Here is a 21,394-nt window from a genome sequence, read left to right as displayed (position 1 = left end):
GGCATCTTCAAGAAAACCTATTGTTTGCCGATTGATGGTGTCGTGAAAAACGAGTAGTTTTGGAACGGTCGTCAAATTCTGTTTGAAGATCGATGGAACGCATGTGGCCTGGCACGCGCGCGCTGAGGACGTTCGAGGCGGCGGCGCGGCACCTGAATTTTTCGCGGGCGGCCGACGAGGTCGGGCTGACGCCGGCAGCCGTCAGTCACCAGATCAAGGAAATCGAGGCGCAGCTCGGCATCGAACTGTTCGTCCGGACGAGCCGCAGCATCCGGCTGACGCTGGCCGGCGCGGTGCTGGCTGCGGCCGCCGCCGATGCGCTGGCGGGCCTGCGCCACGCGACCGCGCGGGCACGGCGCATCGCGCGCGAGCGGACGGAACTGCGCGTGTCGGTCGGCGCGCGCTTCGCGACGCACTGGCTGCTGCCGCGCCTGCCGCGCTTCAAGGCCGCGCATCCGGCGCTCGAACTGACGTTCGACATCACTGACCGGCTGCGCGATTTCGACGGCGACGACGTGGATGTCGCGATCCGCTTCGGCACCGGGCGTTATCGCGACGCGTGCGTGCAGCGCCTGTTCGGCACATCGGTCGTCGCGGTCTGCAGCCCCGCGCTGGTGTCGGCCGGCCCCGCGTTGCGCAAGCCGCGCGACCTGCTGCGCCACACGCTTTGCCACGCCGACTGCGAAGTCGACGGCGTGACCTGGCCGCGCTGGTCGGCGTGGATGGCCGCCGCCGGCGTCGACGGTTTCGACGACAGCCGGTGCGTTGCGTTTCCGGATTCGAGCCACGTCGTGCAGGCCGTGATCGACGGTACGACGATCGGCCTGGCGGAGCCGCACATGATTGCGCGCGATCTCGCGGACGGGCGCCTCGTCCGGCTGTTCGACGTGAACGTCGAGGTGGCGCCGGGGCTCGCGTATCACGTCGTGTATCCGGCGCACACGCAGGACGATCCGCGCATCGTCGCGTTGCGCGACTGGCTCGCGGACGAAGCGGCGATGGCGCACGCGTAGCGCGTCGTCGTGCGTGCTATCGTGCCCGGATTACCACCGCACGACGTCCGGCGCCGGACGTGCCCCTTCGATGAGCCAACCTGAAAACGACCTCAGGGTCCTGCTACGGACGATGCAACCCGAACTGCATCCGGGCGCGTTCGCCTTCGTGTCGCTGCCGACCGGTGCGGACGTATCGTTATCCGAAGTCATCGCGACGTTCCGCGAAGCGGAAGGGCTGACGGTCGTGGTCGAAGAGGCAACGGCAGCACGTCGCGGCTGGCCCGTGCTGTTCCGCGCCGCATGGATCACGCTCACCGTCCATTCCGATCTCGCGGCCGTCGGTCTCACGGCCGCCTTCGCGCGGGCGCTCGGCGCGGCCGGCATCAGCTGCAACGTGATGGCCGCCGCATGCCACGATCACATCTTCGTACCGGTCGACGACGGCCCGCGCGCGCGCGATGCGCTCGTTGCCCTGCAGCGCGACGCGATGCGCGGCTAGTGCCCGAAGTGCATGCGGCGCACGCGGCGCATGAAAAAAACGGGCCCGTCATCGGGCCCGCGAACGGAGAGGATCGCGCCGGCGACCGGCGCACGGCGGCTTACTTGACCGCGCCACCCTCGAACCAGGCGGCGAGCTTGGTCCGCTCGTCGTCGGTCATGTGCGTGACGTTGCCGATCGGCATCGCCTTCAGGCGCACGGCCTGTTCGTAGATACGCTGCGCGTTCTTCGACACTTCGTCCGGCGTGTCGAACATCACGCCTGCGGGAGCGCTGCCCATCAGCGTCGGCTTCGACGAGTGGCACTCGACGCAGCGCTGCTGCAGGATCGGCATGATGTCGTTGATCGCGATCTTCGGCGCGTTCGCGGCCTGCGCTTCCGGTGCGACCGGCTTCGGCATCGTCCACACCAGCGCGCCCGACAGCAGCGCGACGCCGCCGATCGGCAGGTACCACAACTGCTTGCCGCGGTGGCGCATCACGAAGAACTGGCGGATCAGCGCGCCGGCCAGCATGATCAGCACGAGCACGACCCAGTTGAACTTGTTCGTGTACGTCATCGCATAGTGGTTCGACAGCATCGCGAACACGACCGGCAGCGTGAAGTACGTGTTGTGCACCGAACGCTGCTTGCCGCGCTTGCCGTAGATCGGGTTCGGTTCCTCGCCCTTGAGCATCTTGTCGACCATCTTGCGCTGGCCGGGGATGATCACGAAGAACACGTTCGCCGACATGATCGTCGCGAGCATCGCGCCGACGATCAGGTAGGCGGCACGGCCCGAGAAGATGTGGCACGCGAGGTACGCGGCGACGACGACGTAGAGGCCGACGCAGATGCCGAGCACGCGGTCGTTGGTGCCGAGGATGCGGCACAGCGAGTCGTAGACGATCCAGCCGGCCGCGAGGAAGCCGAGCGCGGAGGCGACGGCGACCACCGGGCCCATGTCGAGCACGCTCTTGTCGATCAGGTACGTGTTCGGCGCGAGCAGGTACAGCACGAAGAACAGCGAGAAGCCCGACAGCCACGTGGTGTACGACGGCCACTTCGACCAGTGCAGGTCATCGGGCATTTCCGGCGGGGCCACCGTGTACTTCTGCATGTTGTAGAACCCGCCGCCGTGCACGTGCCACAGCTCGCCGAACACGCCGCGCTTGCGCTGGTTCGCGTCGGTCGGCGGTTTCAGGCTGTTGTCGAGCGCGACGAAATAGAAGGACTCGCCGATCCACGCAATGGCGACGATGACGTGCAGCCATCGCAGCGCGAGGTTCAGCCAGTCGGTGATGAAGCCTTCCATGAAACTCCTCCAGACTCAATTCGTTTGTTCGATGCGGGCGCTGATTCGTCTGTCAGCTGCCGCGATAGGTGCTGTACGACCACGGCGACACGAGCAGCGGCACGTGGTAGTGCGAGCCGGCGTCGGCGATGCCGAAGCGGAGCACGACGCGGTCGACGAAGCGGGGTTCGGGCACCTTCACGCCGAGCGCCGCGAAGTAGTCGCCGGCATGGAACACGAGTTCGTATTCGCCGGTGGCGAGCGCGGCGCCTTCGAGCAGGGGTTCGTCGCAGCGGCCGTCGCTATTGGTCAGCACGGTCTTGATCGCGCGGCGCGATTCGCCGTCGAGCGCGTAGAGGTCCACCTTGATGGCCGCGCCGGGACGGCCGTGCGCCGTATCGAGTACGTGGGTAGTGAGCTTTCCCATTCGTTGTGTCCTTGTGTGAATGCGAGGTTCGGCGGCGACCCGATCCATTGACTATGCGGCGGATCGAGGCTCCACGTCACACGTGGCTACATACCCGTCGGCGAGATTGAAGCGAGCGCCGTGCAGGCATTGTAAAAAGGTTCCCCGTGCAAATACGTGCGCGATATCGAAGATAATGCGCCGAGCATGAGCGGCTGTCGACGGCCCGCCGGGCAAGGCTGCCGGCCCGGTTTCGGGCGCCGGGCGGCGCCGCGGGCGGCGTACCATATCGAAACCCTGAGGTACGGTATTCCGGTTCGCGCATTGTGCGCGGCGCGCGCGTGGGCGATCCTCCCGCCGTGCGCGTCGGCCCGTGGCCCGCGCGTACCCCGAAGACGGCGAGCACGCCGGGTAACCGGGCCAGGGCGTTCGAACGGACGCAGGCACCGGGGCGTGCCGCGATTCAGCGTTCGAACGGCTGTGTGACCGCCGCCAGGCAACTCCTGGAGGCAGACCGACGCGGAGAACGCATGAACCTCGAGCAGCACGCTGGCGCACGCGCGCCGAACCCCACCTCATCCCGCCCGACCACCCTGCTGGTCAAGCACGCCGACGTGCTCGTGACCATGGACGACACGCGCCGCGAACTGCGCGATGCCGGGCTCTACATCGAAGACAACCGGATCGTCGCGGTCGGCCCGACCGCCGAGCTGCCCGACACGGCCGACGAAGTGCTCGACCTGCGCGGCCACCTCGTGATCCCGGGGCTCGTGAACACGCATCACCACATGTACCAGAGCCTCACGCGCGCGGTGCCCACGGCGCAGAACGCCGAACTGTTCGGCTGGCTCACGAACCTGTATCGGATCTGGGCGCACCTGACGCCCGAGATGATCGAGGTGTCGACGCTGACCGCGATGGCCGAGCTGCTGCAGTCGGGCTGCACGACGTCGAGCGATCACCTGTACATCTACCCGAACGGCAGCCGGCTCGACGACAGCATCGGCGCCGCGCAGCGAATCGGCATGCGTTTTCACGCGAGCCGCGGCGCGATGAGCGTCGGGCAACGCGACGGCGGGCTGCCGCCCGATTCGGTCGTCGAGCGCGAGCCCGACATCCTGCGCGACACGCAGCGCCTGATCGAAACCTATCACGACGAAGGCCGCTACGCGATGCTGCGCGTGGTGGTCGCGCCGTGCTCGCCGTTCTCCGTGAGCCGCGACCTGATGCGCGATGCGGCCGTGCTCGCGCGCGAATACGGTGTGTCGCTGCACACGCACCTCGCGGAGAACGTCAACGACATTGCTTACAGCCGCGAGAAGTTCGGGATGACGCCGGCCGAATATGCGGAGGATCTGGGCTGGGTCGGCCACGATGTGTGGCATGCGCACTGCGTGCAGCTGGACGACGCGGGCATCGGCCTGTTCGCGCGCACCGGCACGGGCGTCGCGCACTGTCCGTGCTCGAACATGCGGCTCGCGTCGGGCATCGCGCCGGTGAAGAAGATGCGTCTCGCGGGCGTGCCGGTCGGCCTCGGCGTCGACGGCTCCGCGTCGAACGACGGCGCGCAGATGGTCGCGGAAGTGCGGCAGGCGCTGCTGCTGCAGCGGGTCGGGTTCGGGCCCGACGCGATGACCGCGCGCGAAGCGCTCGAGATCGCGACGCTCGGCGGGGCGAAGGTGCTGAACCGCGACGACATCGGCGCGCTGAAGCCCGGCATGGCCGCGGACTTCGCCGCGTTCGACCTGCGCCAGCCGCTGTTCGCGGGCGCGCTGCACGATCCGGTCGCGGCGCTCGTGTTCTGCGCGCCGTCGCAGACGGCCTACACGGTGGTGAACGGGAAGGTGGTGGTACGGGAAGGGCGGTTGGCGACGCTCGATCTGCCGCCCGTCATCGAGCGCCACAACGCGCTGGCGCACGCGCTCGTCGAGGCGTCGCGCTGACGCGGGACCGACGTCGGGCGGCCGCCGCCCGACGGGGCGTGCCGCCGGCCGTCGTCGCGCCCTGAGGGGCCGCGACGCGCGACGACGGCGCGGGCCGCGCGTGCCGTTACGGCTCGATCAGCGTGCGGGTGGCTTCGGCGACGAGGCCGCGCAGCCAGCGCACTTCGTCGGAGTAATGGCAGCGTTCGTGCCACAGCTGGTAGTACTGCATCGGCGGGAAGTCGAGCGGCGCCGGCACGACCGACAGCGGCAGGAACTTCGCATAGTGATCGGCGAACAGGCGCGTGGTCGTGAAGATCAGGTCCGACTTCACGAGCACGTACGGCGCGAGGTTGAAGTACGGCAGCGTGACGACCACGTGGCGCTTGAGCCGCTCGCGCGCGAGATGCACGTCGATCGCGCCGCGCTGGCCGACCGAGTACGGCGTCGGCGCCAGATGCGGCGCGTTCAGGTACTGGTCGAGCGTGAGCCCGCCGCGCTTCGCGAACGGGTGCGTGTTGCTCATCAGGCAGACGATTTCGTCGACGAACAGGTTCGACAGGTGCAGCTGCTCGGGCGGCTCGGGCCAGTTGCCGACGACGATGTCGAGCTTGCCGTCTTCCAGCGCGAGCTCGTAGTCGAACGCGGGGCCGAGCGAATGGAACTCGAGCGTCGCGTTCGGCGCGGCCAGGCGGAAACGCTCGACGACGGTCGGCACGAACAGCACGTTCAGGTAGTCGGGGCAGCCGATCCGGTAGCAGCGGATCGACGTGGCCGGGTCGAAGTTGTGCTGCTGGAACTTGATGCGCTCGATTTCTCGCAACGCGTTCTGCACGGGCTCGAGCAGGCGCAGCCCGTATTCGGTCGGCACCATGCCGGATTTGCCGCGCACCAGCAGCGGATCGCCGGTGATGTCGCGCAGGCGTCGCAGCGCGGCGCTGATCGCCGGTTGCGACTGGTTCAGTTTGACGGCCGCGCGCGTGACGCTGCGCTCCATCAACAAGGTGTGCAAGACGCGCAAGAGGTACGTGTCGATCGCCTCGCGTTGCTGACTCATGTTATCTCCGGTTTATATGGCTGGGCTGATCGAGGGATGGGGTGGGTATATTGTTTTTAATATGAACGAAAAGCAGCGTCAAGAGATGGATACCCGCGGCTACCCGCCGGTCGGGCCGCGACAAGGGGCCCGAACGAGGTGAAATGCGGGACGCGCGGCGCCGCGCGGGTCTGTATTGCGCGGATCCGGATCGCGACGCGGCGGGTGAGGCGACGGATGCGTCAGTCGTCGATGCGCATGCCGACCTTCAGCGTGACCTGCCAGTGCACGACCTGGTCGCCTTCGATGTGGCCGCGCGTTTCGGTCACCTGGAACCAGTGCAGGTTGTGCAGCGTCTTGCCGGCTTTCGAGATCGCGTTGCGGATCGCGTCGTCGCTCGATTGCCGCGACGAACCGGTCAGCTCGATCATCTTGTACACGTGGTCGCTCATGATGCGCTCCCTGGGATATCGGTCCGTATTGCCGGTGCAAGCCGCGGTCCCGAAGCGGTGCCGCGCGTGCCCGGCTTCTTGAGTGATAGGTATGATGGGCGGCAAGTGCAACCCGTATTGGAGACGAGGAACATCGTGGAAGTCGGATTTTGCGGACCGGGATTGATGGGCGCGCCGATGATTCGGCATTTGCTGGCGGCGGGGCACCGCGTCAGCGTGTGGAACCGTTCGCGCGACAAGGCCGAGGCGCTGGTCGGGGACGGTGCGCAGGTGGCCGGCACGCCGCGCGAACTGGCCGAACGTGTCGAGACGGTATTCGTGTGCGTGCTCGACGGCCGTGCGGTCGGCGACGTCGTGTTCGGCGAGCACGGGCTGCTCTCCGGTGACGCGGCTGCGCGCCGCCTGCTGCGCATCGTCGATCATTCGAGCATTCCGCCCGCGGCGACGCGCGACTACGCGGCGCGCGCGGCCGCGCTCGGGGTCGGCTGGGTCGATGCGCCGGTGTCCGGCGGCGTGCCGGGCGCGCAGGCCGGCACGCTCGCGGTGATGGCGGGCGGCCGCGCGGCCGATCTCGACGCGGTGCGGCCGCTGATCGACTCGTACGCGTCGCGTGTCACGCACATGGGCGACGCGGGCGCGGGCCAGACGGCGAAGCTGTGCAACCAGGCGATCGTCACCGCGACGGTCACGGCGATCGCCGAGGCCGTCGGTCTCGCACAGGCGAGCGGCATCGACGCCGCGCGCCTGGCCGAGGCGCTGGCCGGCGGCTGGGCCGACTCGGTGCTGCTGCAGACGTTCGTGCCGCGCATGACGTCGGGCGGTCATCCGCCGATCGGCGCGCTCGGCACGTTCCAGAAGGATGTCGATGCGATTGCCGATGCCGCGCGCGACACGGGCGCGGTGATGCCCGTGTCGGCCACCGTCCAGCAGGTGCTGCGGCTCGGTGCCGCGCAGGGGCTCGCGGGCGCGGATTTCGCCGCGTTCATCGACATCGTGCGGCCGGGCAACGGCCGCGGGCAGGCATCGTGATGGGCAAGCGGAGCGCGTGAATGACAGATGGGCCGCCCGGAGGCGGCCCATCGAATGGCTGGCGAATCAACCGAGCGAGCGGGGTGTCGTGTCGCCGGCGTTCTGGCGGCCGAGCCCGCCGCGCAGGCTCGCTTTCGTGCCTGCACCAAACTCGGGCAGGATGCGCGCTCGCGCACGGCTCGCGAATACGAGGAAGCCGAAGCCGTTCGCCTCGTACCAGTAGCCGCCGTTTTCGAGGCCGTCGAGCGGCTGCTCGAGCGCGTTGGCGATCGATTCGATGCAGCGCTTGCGCAGCTCCGCGATCGCCGGATAGGGCGGCTGGGCGCCGCGCACGCTGCACAGGAGCACGTCGAGACCGGGCAGCACGTGCGCATAGAGGACGGGTTCGTCCTGCGCACGGGCGCGGGCAATCTTGGTGTCGAGTTGCGCAAACGGTTTCGAGTGGCGCAAGACCGCGAGGAACGACTCCTGGCCATCCTGTTGCGCACGCCGACGTTTTTTCGGGAAGGACATAAACACTCGCCTCAAAAACAATTGCAAGAAATGCGGCACTTTCATGCGACCCACTCCCGGCTATGTACGCCGCATGTCGATCCTTTATAGCACACGAAAATGCTGCATTCGTGCAGTACGACGATCAATGTCTCCCGTCGACCTGCTCGCCATGATCGACACAGCCAGCGTCTTGGCGCCCGTACTGTCGTTTAGTCTCCATCATAGACCTGCTTTTCCCGCGCGTGCATTCGCCCGTCACAAAAAAGTGAGATAGGCCGCTTGTGGCGGTGCGCCGCGCGCAATAAAAAGGCCCGCACGCGGCGGGCCTGGCGGGCGGAGCGCTTGGCGCTCAGCGCTGCTTGAGCGAATCGCGGATCTCGCGCAGCAGCACGGTGTCTTCCGGCGTCGCGGCCGGCGCGGCTTCTTCCGGCTTGCGCAGCTTGTTGATGAATTTCACCATCAGGAAAATGATGAACGCGAGGATGACGAAATTGATCGCCACGGTGATGAACGAGCCGTAACCGAATGCGGCGACACCGGCGGCCTGCAGGTCCTTGAACGAATCGGGATTACCCTTGAACGTCGGGGGGATGGTGCCGAGCAGAACGAACTTGTTCGAGAAATCCAGACCGCCGGTCAGCACGCCGATGACCGGCATGATGAGGTCTTTCACGACCGAGTCGACGATCTTCGAGAATGCGCCGCCGATGATCACGCCGACGGCGAGATCCATCACGTTGCCCTTGACGGCGAACTCCTTGAATTCCTTGATGATGCTCATGAGCGGCTTTCTCCTGGTTGGGGCGAGGGGAGGCGTGCCGCGACGCGCAGGATTGCTTTGCGTCGAATGAGGGTCGGTGGCACGCCGATGGCCGCATGATAACGAACGCTCCCCATTGCCGGTAGTCCATCTTGAAATGATTGACAAATCCGCGCGTGGGCGCGGCCGGCCGTGCAGCGGAGCATGGCGTGCGTGACGGAGCGCCGGCATGCGCGCCGGCGCCCGGTGCGTGGGTGCTCAGGTGTTGTCGTCGGTCCAGCCGTCGTCGTTGCTGCCGAGGTCCATGCCGCCGCCGCTACCGCTGCCGTCGCTCCAGTTCGAATCGTCGCCGCGGCCGAGGTCGAAGCCCGGGTCGGCTTCCTGCCGGCGGCGCTCGCCGTCGACGATCACGTCGCGTTCGACGACGCGCTCGCGGCCGCCCGACATCGCCTCGCCGAGCAGCACGCCGGTCAGCAGCCCGCCCATCCCGCCGCCGAAACCGCCGCCGCCTTGCTGGATCACGACGGGCGGCTGCTGTTGCGGATACGGCTGTTGCGGCGGGTAGGGCTGCTGATACGGCTGGCCTTGCGCGCCCGTCATGCGATCGGCTTCCTGCGCGTACACGGAGCCGCTGCCGTTCGCCGGTGCCGCGGGTTGCGCGGCCGGGTCGGGCCGGCCTTCGACGCGGGCCTTCACGCTCGCATGGCGTTGCTCGAGTTCATCGACGCGATACGGCGGCACCGGATTCTTGCCGTTCGACAGCGTCTCGACGAGCGTGCGCGCGTCGGCCTCGATCGTTTCGAGTTCGCCCGTGAGCGCCGCGGCGCCGGGCGCCGTCGACAGCTTCGCGTCGAGTTTCAGCGGACGGATGTCGTTCAGCACGTCGGTCGCGCGCTTGAGCTGCGTGCGGCGTTCGTCGTCGGCGCGGCCGTTGTCGGCGGTGCGTGCGCGCCGCAGCGTCCAGCGCAGCACCAGCGCGATCACGGCGACGATCAGCCCGAGGCCGATCCACATGCCGGTCGACGGGCCGTGTTTTTCGGCCGGCGCGACGGCCGGGGCGAGCCCCGGCTGCAGCGTGCCGGCCTGCGTGGCCGACGGCACGTTGCCGCTCACGCGCGCGGCGTCGGCGCGAATGCGCGACTCCGTCTGTGCGAACCGCGACGCATCGGTGAAGCGCAGTTGCGGATCGAGCGATTTCGCGCGCTGCAGCTGCGCGAGCGCGTCGGACGCGCGGCCCTCGCGGTCCAGCACCTGCGCATACAGGTAGCGCGCGTGCGCGTTGTTCGGATGGGCGTCGATGACTTGCGACAGCTGCGCGTCGGCTTGTTGCCAGTTGCGCTGCGCGATCGATTGCTCGACCTGCTGCAGCGACGGGACCGCGAACGCGGCGGACGACAGCAACATCAGCGAGAGGCCGAGTGCGGCGAGAGATTTCTTCATGGTCGAACCGGGCGCAGGCGCCCGTCTCCTGACGATCGGTTCGCGCCGCGCACCCGGGCCGGGGCGCGGCACGTTTGCCGTTACTGCGCGGGCGTGTCGAGCTGCTTCTTCAGCGCGGCGAGGCGATCCTCGACCGACGGGCCCTTGTTCAGCGCGGCGAGCTTGTCGTCGAGCGCCTTGCCGCTCGACGTGTCGGCCGAATTCAGGCGTGCGTCCGAACGCGCGTTCTGCAGCGCGACCTTGTCCTCGAGCTTCTGGAAATCCTCGGACAGGTTCTTGCCGCCGATGCCGCCCAGCGCGCTGGCCGCGACGTCCTTCGCCTGCGCGATTTCCTGCTTGGCCTGCAGGATGTTCGAGCGCGCATTCAGGTCGTTGCGGCGCTGACGCATGTCGGCGATCTGCCCCTTCAGCTTGTCGACCGACGGCTCGAGCGTCGTCAGCTCGGCCGCGAGCGCATCGCGCTCGGCTTCCGCGTTCGACTGCGCGGCGAGGGCCTCGCGGGCGAGCGCTTCGTCGCCGGACTGCAGCGCACGTTTCGCGCCGTCCTCGTACTTCTTCACCTTGTCGTCGGCCGCATCGCGCTTGCTGCGCTGGGTCGCGACCTGTGCCTCGATCTCGATCAGCGAGTTCTCGGCGCGGCCGATGCTGTCGTCGAGCTCCCGCACGATCTGCCGTGCGTCGCGCGACGGATCCTGTACCGAATCGGCCGCATCGTTCAGCAGGCCTTTGATCGTGCGCGAAATAGAGTCGAAAAGCGACATGAAATCCTCCGTGGTTAAAGGCGCCGCGCATTCGCGGCCGTGCCCGCCGCGGGCCGGTTCCGACCCGCGTGAGCCGGCGGATATTACACCACCGGTTCACTTAAATACGGCTTAAACGCGTGAGTTCAAGCGGCGTGCGCATCGGGATACCAAACCTTTCGCGGTTGAAAGAAAAAGCCGGCGACACGCCCCATTGCGTGTCCATCATAGGCCGAGGAGGCCGACAATACGTTCCGCAAATCACGGCATTGCGGGAATTTTTACAAAAAATCGCGAAGGCGCCCGGTCGATTTCATTAAAATGCGCTGTCACGTCGCGGGAACGGATCGCCGCGCGGCGGGGTCTGTCGACGTGACAGCCGCATCTCGATGCACCCACTCTGATTCATCCGCTTGCATTTCCGCATGCGTTCGAGGGCGCCACGACCGCCCGCCATTCCGACATGCCAATTATCAAACGACCGCCTTCTTCTTCCGACAGGAACGAACCCCACTACACGCTGCGCCGTTCGCCGTCCGGGGCCTATTACCCCGATGACGACGATCGTGACGACCGCCGCGCGCAGCAGCGCAGCGGCGGCGGCGGGCGCCGCCGCACGTTCGGCTCGCGCGTCGCGCTGTGGTTCGCCGGCCTGTTCGCGACGCTGGCGATCGTCGGCGCGCTGATCGTCGGCTATGCGCTGGTCGTGATGGCGCCGCAGCTGCCGTCGCTTGACGCGCTGACCAACTACCAGCCGAAGGTGCCGCTGCGCGTGTTCACGGCCGATCACGTGCTGATCGGCGAGTTCGGCGAGGAGCGCCGCAGCCTCGTGCGCTTCCAGGACATTCCCGACGTGATGAAGAAGGCCGTGCTCGCGATCGAGGACTACCGCTTCTACGAACACGGCGGCGTCGACTTCGTCGGCATCCTGCGGGCGGGCGTGGCCGACCTGATGCACGGCGGCGCGCGGCAGGGGGCGAGCACGATCACGATGCAGGTCGCGCGCAACTTCTTCCTGTCGAGCGAGAAGACCTATACGCGCAAGATCTACGAAATGCTGCTCGCGTACAAGATCGAGAAGGCCCTGACGAAGGACCAGATCCTCGAGCTGTACATGAACCAGATCTATCTCGGCCAGCGCGCATACGGCTTCGCGGCCGCCGCGCGCGTGTACTTCGGCAAGGACCTGAAAGACATCACCCTTGCCGAGGCGGCGATGCTCGCGGGGCTGCCGAAGGCGCCGTCCGCGTACAACCCGGTCGTCAATCCGAAGCGCGCGAAGGTGCGCCAGGAGTACATCCTGAAGCGCATGCTCGAGGTCGGCTACATCACGCAGCCGCAGTACGACGAAGCGATCAAGGAAGAGATCCACGTGCGCACGCCGGGCAACCAGTATGCGGTGCACGGCGAATACGTCGCCGAGATGGTGCGGCAGATGATGTACCAGCAGTACAAGGACGAAACCTATACGCGCGGGCTGACCGTCACGACGACGATCAACTCGGCCGACCAGGAAGCCGCGTACCAGGCCGTGCGCCGCGGCATTCTCGACTACGAGCGCCGCCACGGCTACCGTGGGCCGGAGGCGTCGATCAACCTGCCCGCGGCCGGCGACGAGCGCGACGAGGCGATCGACGACGCGCTCGCCGATCATCCGGACAACGGCGACCTGCAATCGGCGGTCGTGCTGTCGGCGTCGCCGAACGCGGTCGAGGTGCAGTTCGTCGGCGGCGCGACCACCACGATCGGCCCGGCCGGGCTGCGCTTCGTGTCGGCCGCGCTCGGCCCGCGCGCGAACAACGCGCTGCGCATCAAGCCGGGCTCGGTCGTGCGCGTGCTGAAGGACGGCAAGACGGGCTGGCAGGTCGTGCAGCTGCCGCAGGTCGAAGGCGCGCTCGTCGCGATTGCGCCGCAGGACGGCGCGATCCGCTCGCTCGTGGGCGGCTTCGACTTCAACAAGAGCAAGTTCAACCACGTGACGCAGGCATGGCGGCAGCCGGGCTCGTCGTTCAAGCCGTTCATCTACTCGGCGTCGCTCGACAAGGGGCTCGGGCCGGCGACGATGATCAACGACGCGCCGCTGTACTTCCCGCCGAGCGTGCCGGGCGGCACTGCGTGGGAGCCGAAGGACGACGACCAGCCGGACGGCCCGATGACGATGCGCACCGGCCTGCAGCGTTCGAAGAACCTCGTGTCGATCCGGATCCTCGCGTCGATCGGCACGCAGTATGCGCAGCAGTACGTGACGCAGCGCTTCGGCTTCGATCCGGCGAAGACGCCGCCTTACCTGCCGATGGCGCTCGGCGCGGGCCTCGTCACGCCGCTGCAGCTCGCGACCGGCTACGCGGTATTCGCGAACGGCGGCTACAAGGTCGATCCGTACCTGATCGCCGAAGTCGACGACGCGCGCGGCCAGCCGCTGCAGAAGTCGCAGCCGGTGATCGCGGGCGGCACGGCGCCGCGTACGATCGAAGGCCGCAACGCATACGTGATGAACAGCCTGCTGCACTCGGTCGCGACGGCCGGCACGGGGGCCGGCACCAACGTGCTGGGCCGCAGCGACCTGCAGGGCAAGACGGGTACGACGAACGACGCGAAGGACGGCTGGTTCGCCGGCTACCAGCAGTCGCTCGTCGCGGTCGCATGGATGGGTTTCGACCAGCCGAAGAGCCTCGGCAGCCGCGAATTCGGCGCGCAGCTCGCGTTGCCGATCTGGGTGAACTACATGCGCACCGCGCTGAACGGCGTGCCCGAGCAGCAGATGCCGATGCCGGACGGCCTGACCACGATCGACGGCGAGCTGTACTACGCCGATCGCACGCCGGGCAACGGCTTCGTCGCGAACGTCGACATCAACCCGGCCGAGAACGCGATCAGCGCGAACGACGCGCTCGGTTCGGCCGGCGCGGCCGGGCTGGCACCGCCGCCCGTCACGCCGCAGGAGAAGCAGCAGATCATGGACATGTTCGAGAACAAGTAAGCGATACGCGGTGCTTCGGACATGCGACGGGCGCCTTCGGGCGCCCGTTTTTCTTGTGCGAGTCGCGAGCAGCAGGAGAAGGTGAATCAGAACGATACGCAGGCCGGCGCGATCGTCACGCCGACCGATTGCTGGTGAAATCGCTGCATGTACGCCAGCCGGATCGCGGCGAGCCGTGTGCGCGTGTCGGGTGTATCGTCGGCGATGATACGGATCACGAAGCTGTCTTCACGCGTGACGCCGCCGGTCGCGCGGTCGCGCCACTGTCCGTGCGTGTCCCAGTAGGTGAGGCCGTCGGGGAAGCGCGGCGTGACCGTGTCGGCGAGAAACGTCGCGCGTTCCGCATCGGTGACGGGACCGCGCCCCGTGACGTCGCGCCCGAACAGCAGGTCGGCCTGCAGCATCCGGCTTTCGCCCGGTTGCGTGCAGGACACCGGTTGCGCGACGGGCGACGGCGCCGTCGCGCAACCGGCGAGCAGCGTGAGCGCCGCCGCGCATGCGACCAGCGTGCGTGTCTGCTCATTTCGTGACGATCGACCTTCGCGCGCGCAAAATGCTGCGCGCTCAACCACTTGCGTGCGTGTCCGGCGGGTTATCAACAGGGCTGTCAACATAATCTGGGGATAACCCTAGGGTGGTTCGTCGGTGCCCGATGTGGGGTCAGTGCTGCAGTTTCGCGTGCGCGAGGTGCATGCCGAGCGTGGCGGGATCGGTATTCGTGCCCGACAGCAGCACGCCGACGCGCTTGCCCTGCAGCGTTTCGCGCAGCGGGCCGAGCAGCGCGGCGAGCGCGGCCGCGCAGGCCGGTTCGACCGACAGCTTCAGGTGCGAGAACAGGAACAGCATCGCGGCGCGCAGCGCGTCGTCGGACACGGTGACGATGCGGTCGACGTGGCGCCGGCACAGCTGGTAGCTGTATTCCTCGGTGTGCGGCGCCATCAGCGAATCGGCGATGGTCTGCATCGCGCTCATCTTGATCGTGTGATTCGCCGCGAAACTGCGGCTCATCGCGTCGGCGCCTTCCGGCTCGACGCCGTACACGTGTACGCGCGGGTTCGCGAGCCGCAGCGCGGTCGCCATGCCGGCCGCGAGCCCGCCGCCGCCGATCGGCACGATCACCGCGTCGAGGTCGGGCGTCTGCGTCGCCCATTCGTAGCCGAGCGTCGCGGTGCCGAGGATCGTGTGATAGCCGTTGAACGGATGAATGAAGAAGCGGCCTTCCTCGGCCTCGATGCGGCGCACGAGATCGAAGGCCTGCGACGCGCTGCCCGCGAGCACGACTTCCGCGCGGTACTGCTTGCATTGCGCGATGCGCGACGGGCTCGCGGTGTGGAACATCACGACCTTCGCGCTGCTGCCGAGCCGCATGGCCGCATACGCGACGGCCGCCGCGTGATTGCCGGCCGACACGCAGGTGACGCCCGCGTTCTTGCGCGCCTCGTCCAGCGAGAGCAGGTGCGTGAACGCGCCGCGCGCCTTGAAGCTGCCGCTCGCCTGCAGCAGCTCGAACTTGAAGTTGACGTGCGTGCCCTCGAGGGACGGCAGGTCGGCGCGCTCGAACACGGGCGTGCGCGCGACCCACGGCGACAAAGCGAAATGCTGCGCGGCGATTTCGTCGAGCGTCGGAATCGGCTCGCCGTCGATCGTCGTATGGGCGGTGCCCTGTTGTTCGGTCGGCATGACGTGGCGGTGGCGGAGTGGGCCGGCCCGCACACGCGGGCCGGCGTGGCGGGAGGCAGTCAGTGCGCGTCGACCGACATGCTGCGGATGAACTTGCGCAGGAACTGCTCGCAGCCGGCGAGCTGCGCGAGCTCGACATACTCGTTCGGCTTGTGCGCCTGCTCGATGTTGCCGGGCCCGCACACGACGCTCGGGATGCCCGCGCGTTCGAACAGGCCGGCCTCGGTGCCGTACGCGACCTTGCGCTTGTCCTGGTCGGCCGTCAGCGCGCGCACGAGCTGCGTGATCGCGGCCTGTTCGGTTGCATCGAGGCCGGGCGCCGCGGCGATCTTCGAGAGCTCGATCGCGGCGTTCGGATGCTCGCGCAGCATCTGCGGCAGCAGCGTTTCCCGCGCATACGCCTCGATGCGCGTGAAGATCTGCTCGGGGTCGAGCGTGGGCAGGTTGCGGAATTCGAAATCGAAGCGGCACTCGGCCGGCACCGTGTTGATCGCGTTGCCGCCCTGGATCGTACTCGTCTGCGCGGTCGTGAACGGCACGTCGTACAGTTCGTCGAACGGGCCTTCGGCACGGAAGCGGTCGGCGATGTCGCGGATATGGCAGATCAGGCGTGCCGCATATTCGATCGCGTTGAGCCCCTTCGGCGTCAGCGACGAATGGGCCGCGTGGCCGCGCACGCAGCAGCGGTACGCGTTGATGCCCTTGTGCGCGATGATCGGCCGCATGCTGGTCGGCTCGCCGACGATGCAGCCCGACGGCTGCACACCGCGCTTCACGAGGTCGGCGATCATCAGCGGCGCGCCCGCGCAGCCGATTTCCTCGTCGTAGGACAGCGCGAAATGGATCGGCTTCGCGAGCTTCGTCGCCTGCATCTCGGGCAGCAGCGCGAGCGCCGCGCCGATGAAGCCCTTCATGTCGCAGGTACCGCGGCCGTACAGGCGGCCGTCGCGGATCTCCGGCGCGAACGGGTTGCTGTCCCATTGCTGGCCGTCGACCGGCACGACGTCGGTATGCCCCGACAGCACGATGCCGCCGTTCGTCGCGCCGTCGTGCGCGGGCACGGTGGCAAACAGGTTCGCCCAGCCTTCGCGCGGATCGTGCGTGATCGTCGAAGCGATGCCCTTCGCGGCGAGTGCGTCGCGTACCGTCTCGATCAGGCCGAGGTTCGGCACGCGGCTCGTCGTGTCCATCGACACCAGTTGCTTGACCCAGGGCAGGCTGACGAGCGATTCGTCGCCCCGGGTTGCGGCGGAAGGCGCCGTCGCGTCGAGAGTGGACATGGCAAAACTCCGTCTGATGAATGGGAAAATCATACTCAAAAACGCGCCGGCCCGCCTTCGTCGGGCGCGATGCGGTGCAGCAACGTCGCGCCCGCCGGTATCGCGTCAGCGCGCCGCGGCGGCCGCGCCCTGTTTCGGGCCGAGCGCGCGCAGCGTTTCCTTGATCGTCGACACGCGGATCGCGAGATCGGGCGAGCGCGTCTCGATGCGCAACTTGTCCTGGCCCGCGAGCTTGATGTGCCGGTGCTTCTGCACCATCTCGATGATCCGCATCGGATCGATCGGCGGATTCGGCTCGAACTGCAGCCCGATCGCGGCCTCGCTCGCGTCGATCTTCACGATGCCGAGCGGCTTCGCGGCGATCCGCAGCCGATGCGTCTCGACGAGCGCGTGCGCCTGCGGCGGCAGCTTGCCGAAGCGGTCGATCAACTCCTCCTGGATGCCGTCGATCGCGTCGCCGTGCTCGCAGTTCGCGAGCCGCTTGTACAGCGACAGCCGCTCCTGCACGTCCGCGCAGTAGTCGGCCGGCAGGATCGCGGGCGCATGCAGGTTGATTTCCGTCGTCGCGGCGAGCGGGGCGGTGAGGTCGGGCTCCTTGCCGTTCTTCAGCGCCTTCACCGCGTCGTTCAGCATGTCCGTGTAGAGCTGGAAGCCGATCTCGTGGATCTCGCCCGACTGCTTGTCGCCGAGCACCTCGCCGGTGCCGCGGATCTCGAGGTCGTGCATCGCGAGATAGAAACCCGAGCCGAGTTCCTCCATCTGCTGGATCGCCTCGAGCCGGCGCTGCGCCTGCTTGGTCAGCGACTGCGGATCGTGGACCAGCAGGTACGCATAGGCCTGGTGATGCGAGCGGCCGACGCGGCCGCGCAGCTGGTGCAGCTGCGCGAGGCCGAACTTGTCCGCGCGGTGCATGATGATCGTGTTCGCGCTCGGCACGTCGATGCCGGTCTCGATGATGGTCGTGCACAGCAGCACGTTCGCGCGCTGCGCGACGAAATCGCGCATCACGCGTTCGAGCTCGCGCTCGTGCATCTGGCCGTGCGCGATCACGATCCGCGCCTCGGGCACGAGCGCCTCGAGCATCGCCTTGCGGTTCTCGATCGTCTCGACTTCGTTGTGCAGGAAGTACACCTGGCCGCCGCGCTTCAGCTCGCGCAGCATTGCCTCGCGGATCACGCTTTCCTCCTCGCGGCGCACGAAGGTCTTGATCGCGAGCCGCTTTTGCGGCGCGGTCGCGATGACCGAGAAATCGCGCAGCCCTTCGAGCGCCATCCCGAGCGTGCGCGGGATCGGCGTCGCGGTGAGCGTCAGCACGTCGACTTCCGCGCGCAGCGCCTTCAGCGCTTCCTTCTGGCGCACGCCGAAGCGGTGTTCCTCGTCGATGATCACGAGGCCGAGGCGCTTGAACTGCACGTCCGACGACAGCAGCTTGTGCGTGCCGATCACGATGTCGACGCTGCCTTCGTTGATCTGCGCGATCGCCGCGTTCACTTCCTTCGTGGTCTTGAAGCGCGACAGCTCGACGATCCGCACCGGCCAGTCCGCGAAGCGGTCGGCGAAGGTCTGTGTGTGCTGCTCGGCGAGCAGCGTGGTTGGCGACAGCAGCGCGACCTGCTTGCCGCCCAGCACCGCGATGAACGCGGCGCGCAGCGCGACCTCGGTCTTGCCGAAGCCGACGTCGCCGCACACGAGGCGGTCCATCGGCTTGCCGCTCGTCATGTCGCCGATCACGGCCGCGATCGCCGCGGCCTGGTCGGGCGTTTCCTCGAAGCCGAAGCTTTCCGCGAATTTCACGTAGTCGCGCGGGTCGAGCGTGAACGCGTGGCCTTCGCGGGCCGCGCGACGCGCGTACAGATTCAGCAGCTCGGCGGCCGTATCGCGGATCTGCTGCGCGGCCTTGCGCTTCGCGCGTTCCCACTGGCCGGAGCCGAGCGCGTGCAACGGCGCGCTGTCGGGGTCGGCGCCGCTGTAGCGCGAGATCACGTGCAATTGCGCGACGGGCACGTAGAGCTTGCTTTCGCCCGAGTATTCGAGATGCAGGAATTCGGTCTCGCCTTCGCCGAGATCCATCGAGACGAGGCCCAGGTAGCGGCCGATGCCGTGCTGCGAGTGCACGACCGGATCGCCCACCTTCAGCTCCGACAGGTCGCGCACCATCGCGTCGACGTTGCTCGCCTGTTCTTGCCGGCGGCGGCCCGCGCGGCGGCCGAGCGCGCCGTACAGCTCGGTTTCGGTGACGACCGCGTAGCCTTCGCCTGGCACCGCGAAGCCGTTCGCGAGCGGCGCGACGCCGAGCGCGAAACGTTCGTCGCTCGCGAGCCAGCCCGCGAAGTGGTCGTTCGACGCGGGGCGCAGGTGATGCTCGGCGAGCAGTTGCAGGATCGTCTCGCGGCGGCCGGCTGATTCGACGGTCAGCAGCACGCGCTTGCCGGACGTTTCGACGAAGGTGCGCAGCGACGCGAGCGGGTCGTCCGCATGGCGGTCGACGGTCAGCTCGGGCAGCGCGGTTGCCCAGCCGCCGGCCGGCTGCGCGGGCAGCACGACGCGCGCGAACGGTTTCGCGAACGCGAAGAAATCCTCGTCGGACAGGAACAGCCGCTGCGGCTCGAGGATCGGCCGCTCGCGATCGTGCGAGAGGAACGCATGGCGCTGCTTCGTGTCCGCGGTGAAGCGGCGGATCGACGCCTCGAGATCGCCGGTGAACACGAGGTGCGCGTCCTGCGGCAGGTAGTGGAACAGCGTGGCGGTTTCGTCGAAGAACAGCGGCAGGTAGTACTCGATGCCGGCCGACGGCACGCCGTTGCCGATGTCCTTGTAGATCGGCGCGCGGCTCGGGTCGCCTTCGAAGGTTTCGCGCCAGCGGCTGCGGAAGGCCGTGCGCGCGGCTTCGTCGAACGGAAACTCGCGGCCGGGCAGCAGGCGCACGTCGCGCACCGGGTAGAGGCTGCGCTGCGTGTCGGGGTCGAACGCGCGGATCGAGTCGACCTGGTCGTCGAACAGGTCGATCCGGTACGGCAGCGGCGAGCCCATCGGGTACAGGTCGATCAGCGAGCCGCGCACGCAGTATTCGCCGGGCCGCACGACCTGGCTCACGTGCTCGTAGCCGGCCAGCGTCAACTGTGCCTTCAGCTTCGCCTCGTCGAGCCGCTCGCCCTGCGCGAACGCGAACGTGTACGCGGCCATGAACGACGCGGGCGGCATCCGGTACAGCGCGGTGGTCGCGGGCACGAGCAGGATGTCGCAGCGGCCCTCGCCGAGGTCGTGCAGCGTCGCGAGCCGCTCGGACACGAGGTCCTGGTGCGGCGAAAAGGTGTCGTACGGCAGCGTTTCCCAGTCCGGGAGCAGGCGCACGCGCGCGTCGGGCGAGAAATAGCGGATTTCCTGCGACAGCCGCTGCGCGTCGACCGCATTCGCGCAGATCACCGCGAGGAGCGGCACGTCCTGACGGTTGTCGGCGAGATAACGGGCGATGGCGAGCGCGTCGGCGGAGCCGTGCGCGCCGTCGAAGGCGAAGCGCTGGCCGGGCTTGACGCGGGCAACGGGGGAGGCTGACGGGTTGGAAGCGTTATCTGGCATAGGGACGACAGGGGTGGCGTGCACGGGCGCATCGCGGTGCGCCGGTCGAGACGAAAGACCTATTATAAAATCCGCTTCTCGATTTCATCTTTCCGGCGTTTCCCTTCGTGACTCCCCGACTTTTCGCCCTGATTCCCTGTGCCGGCACGGGCAGCCGTTCCGGCTCGGCCGTGCCGAAGCAATACCGCACGCTGGCCGGCCGCGCGCTGCTGCACTACACGCTCGCCGCGTTCGACGCGTGCAGCGAGTTCGCGCAGACGCTCGTCGTGCTCGCGCCCGACGATTCCCATTTCGACGCGCGCCGCTTCGCGGGCCTGCGTTTCGCGGTGCGCCGCTGCGGCGGCGGCTCGCGGCAGGCGTCGGTGCTGAACGGGCTGCTCGAACTGGCCGAATTCGGCGCGACCGACCAGGACTGGGTGCTCGTGCACGACGCGGCGCGCCCGGGCATCACGCCGGCGCTGATCCGCACGCTCGTCGCGACGCTGAAGGACGACCCCGTCGGCGGCATCGTCGCGCTGCCGGTGGCCGATACGCTCAAGCGCGTGCCGGCCGGCGGCGACGCGATCGCGCGCACGGAATCGCGCGACGCGCTGTGGCAGGCGCAGACGCCGCAGATGTTCCGCATCGGCATGCTGCGCGAGGCGATCCTGCGCGCGCAGCGCGAAGGGCACGACCTGACCGACGAGGCCAGCGCGATCGAATGGGCGGGCCACACGCCGCGCGTCGTCCAGGGCAGCCTGCGCAATTTCAAGGTCACGTACCCGGAAGATTTCGCGCTCGCGGAAGCGATCCTCGCGCGTGCCGCGAACGCTTCCTGACATTCACCCCCTC

18 protein-coding genes are annotated in these 21,394 nt (G+C 67.9%); 6 read left to right on the top strand and 12 right to left on the bottom strand.

The window, feature by feature from the left end; genetic code table 11:
• Window positions 1-92: 92 nt before the first annotated feature.
• Both WJ12_RS09860 and WJ12_RS09855 read left to right on the top strand, forming a co-directional pair.
• Window positions 93-1,013 (top strand): LysR substrate-binding domain-containing protein, encoded by a 921-nt coding sequence (locus tag WJ12_RS09860; protein WP_059561785.1) that lies wholly within the window; start codon window positions 93-95, stop codon window positions 1,011-1,013.
• Between the two features lie 70 nt (window positions 1,014-1,083).
• Window positions 1,084-1,494, top strand: coding sequence for an ACT domain-containing protein (locus WJ12_RS09855; RefSeq protein WP_034188796.1), 411 nt, complete (start codon window positions 1,084-1,086; stop codon window positions 1,492-1,494).
• A gap of 100 nt (window positions 1,495-1,594) precedes the next feature.
• Here the strand turns inward: WJ12_RS09855 and WJ12_RS09850 are convergent, their stop codons facing one another.
• Together WJ12_RS09850 and uraH are read right to left on the bottom strand one after the other, a co-directional pair.
• Complete coding sequence (locus WJ12_RS09850) at window positions 1,595-2,788, bottom strand: urate hydroxylase PuuD (protein ID WP_034188795.1); 1,194 nt, start codon at window positions 2,786-2,788, stop codon at window positions 1,595-1,597.
• Between the two features lie 52 nt (window positions 2,789-2,840).
• Window positions 2,841-3,194, bottom strand: coding sequence for a hydroxyisourate hydrolase (uraH, locus tag WJ12_RS09845; RefSeq protein ID WP_034188794.1), 354 nt, complete (start codon window positions 3,192-3,194; stop codon window positions 2,841-2,843).
• A 509-nt stretch (window positions 3,195-3,703) separates the two neighbouring features.
• Here uraH and WJ12_RS09840 point away from each other — a divergent pair.
• The gene (locus WJ12_RS09840; protein WP_059561780.1) at window positions 3,704-5,116 is read left to right on the top strand and encodes an 8-oxoguanine deaminase; all 1,413 of its coding nucleotides are present in this window, start codon (window positions 3,704-3,706) and stop codon (window positions 5,114-5,116) included.
• Window positions 5,117-5,222: 106 nt separating this feature from the next.
• On the opposite strand, the gene WJ12_RS09835 is transcribed toward WJ12_RS09840, so the two are convergent.
• The gene (locus WJ12_RS09835) at window positions 5,223-6,152 is read right to left on the bottom strand and encodes a LysR substrate-binding domain-containing protein (RefSeq protein ID WP_034188792.1); all 930 of its coding nucleotides are present in this window, start codon (window positions 6,150-6,152) and stop codon (window positions 5,223-5,225) included.
• Between the two features lie 221 nt (window positions 6,153-6,373).
• The gene (locus tag WJ12_RS09830) at window positions 6,374-6,583 is read right to left on the bottom strand and encodes a dodecin (RefSeq protein ID WP_006493215.1); all 210 of its coding nucleotides are present in this window, start codon (window positions 6,581-6,583) and stop codon (window positions 6,374-6,376) included.
• A gap of 135 nt (window positions 6,584-6,718) precedes the next feature.
• Here WJ12_RS09830 and WJ12_RS09825 point away from each other — a divergent pair, with 135 nt between their 5' ends.
• Window positions 6,719-7,612, top strand: coding sequence for an NAD(P)-dependent oxidoreductase (locus WJ12_RS09825; RefSeq protein WP_034188791.1), 894 nt, complete (start codon window positions 6,719-6,721; stop codon window positions 7,610-7,612).
• A 66-nt stretch (window positions 7,613-7,678) separates the two neighbouring features.
• On the opposite strand, the gene WJ12_RS09820 is transcribed toward WJ12_RS09825, so the two are convergent.
• From WJ12_RS09820 to WJ12_RS09805, 4 genes are all read right to left on the bottom strand, one after another.
• Window positions 7,679-8,125 carry a hypothetical protein gene (locus tag WJ12_RS09820; RefSeq protein ID WP_027784713.1) on the bottom strand — a complete coding sequence of 149 codons (447 nt, stop codon included), beginning with the start codon at window positions 8,123-8,125 and terminating at the stop codon, window positions 7,679-7,681.
• 331 nt (window positions 8,126-8,456) lie between these two features.
• Window positions 8,457-8,888, bottom strand: coding sequence for a large conductance mechanosensitive channel protein MscL (gene mscL / locus WJ12_RS09815; protein WP_006487991.1), 432 nt, complete (start codon window positions 8,886-8,888; stop codon window positions 8,457-8,459).
• Window positions 8,889-9,125: 237 nt separating this feature from the next.
• Window positions 9,126-10,307, bottom strand: coding sequence for a tetratricopeptide repeat protein (locus WJ12_RS09810; RefSeq protein WP_034188790.1), 1,182 nt, complete (start codon window positions 10,305-10,307; stop codon window positions 9,126-9,128).
• 80 nt (window positions 10,308-10,387) lie between these two features.
• Window positions 10,388-11,068: a PspA/IM30 family protein gene (locus tag WJ12_RS09805; protein WP_034188789.1), complete on the bottom strand. Its 681-nt coding sequence runs from the start codon at window positions 11,066-11,068 to the stop codon at window positions 10,388-10,390.
• Window positions 11,069-11,510: 442 nt separating this feature from the next.
• Between WJ12_RS09805 and WJ12_RS09800 the strand changes: the two genes are divergently transcribed.
• Window positions 11,511-14,027, top strand: a complete 2,517-nt coding sequence (locus tag WJ12_RS09800) for a penicillin-binding protein 1A (RefSeq protein WP_059561779.1) — start codon at window positions 11,511-11,513, stop codon at window positions 14,025-14,027.
• A gap of 86 nt (window positions 14,028-14,113) precedes the next feature.
• On the opposite strand, the gene WJ12_RS09795 is transcribed toward WJ12_RS09800, so the two are convergent.
• The 4 genes from WJ12_RS09795 to mfd all read right to left on the bottom strand — a co-directional run bounded on the left by WJ12_RS09795 (window position 14,114) and on the right by mfd (window position 20,563).
• The gene (locus WJ12_RS09795; protein ID WP_082744777.1) at window positions 14,114-14,641 is read right to left on the bottom strand and encodes a DUF3574 domain-containing protein; all 528 of its coding nucleotides are present in this window, start codon (window positions 14,639-14,641) and stop codon (window positions 14,114-14,116) included.
• Between the two features lie 46 nt (window positions 14,642-14,687).
• Window positions 14,688-15,707, bottom strand: coding sequence for a threonine/serine dehydratase (locus WJ12_RS09790; RefSeq protein ID WP_034188787.1), 1,020 nt, complete (start codon window positions 15,705-15,707; stop codon window positions 14,688-14,690).
• Between the two features lie 59 nt (window positions 15,708-15,766).
• A complete protein-coding gene (gene argE / locus WJ12_RS09785) occupies window positions 15,767-16,987 on the bottom strand; it encodes an acetylornithine deacetylase (RefSeq protein ID WP_059561776.1) in 1,221 nt (406 codons plus the stop codon).
• A gap of 105 nt (window positions 16,988-17,092) precedes the next feature.
• A complete protein-coding gene (gene mfd, locus WJ12_RS09780) occupies window positions 17,093-20,563 on the bottom strand; it encodes a transcription-repair coupling factor (RefSeq protein WP_034188785.1) in 3,471 nt (1,156 codons plus the stop codon).
• A gap of 107 nt (window positions 20,564-20,670) precedes the next feature.
• On the opposite strand from mfd, the gene ispD reads away from it, so the two are divergent.
• Window positions 20,671-21,381 carry a 2-C-methyl-D-erythritol 4-phosphate cytidylyltransferase gene (gene ispD, locus WJ12_RS09775; protein WP_059561773.1) on the top strand — a complete coding sequence of 237 codons (711 nt, stop codon included), beginning with the start codon at window positions 20,671-20,673 and terminating at the stop codon, window positions 21,379-21,381.
• Window positions 21,382-21,394 lie beyond the last annotated feature (13 nt).

Origin of the sequence: Burkholderia seminalis, from assembly GCF_001718535.1 — a bacterium.
GTDB classification, from domain to species: Bacteria; Pseudomonadota; Gammaproteobacteria; order Burkholderiales; family Burkholderiaceae; genus Burkholderia; species Burkholderia seminalis.
Note: the sequence above shows the minus strand (reverse complement) of the source record. Positions and strands in the feature narration are given on the sequence as shown.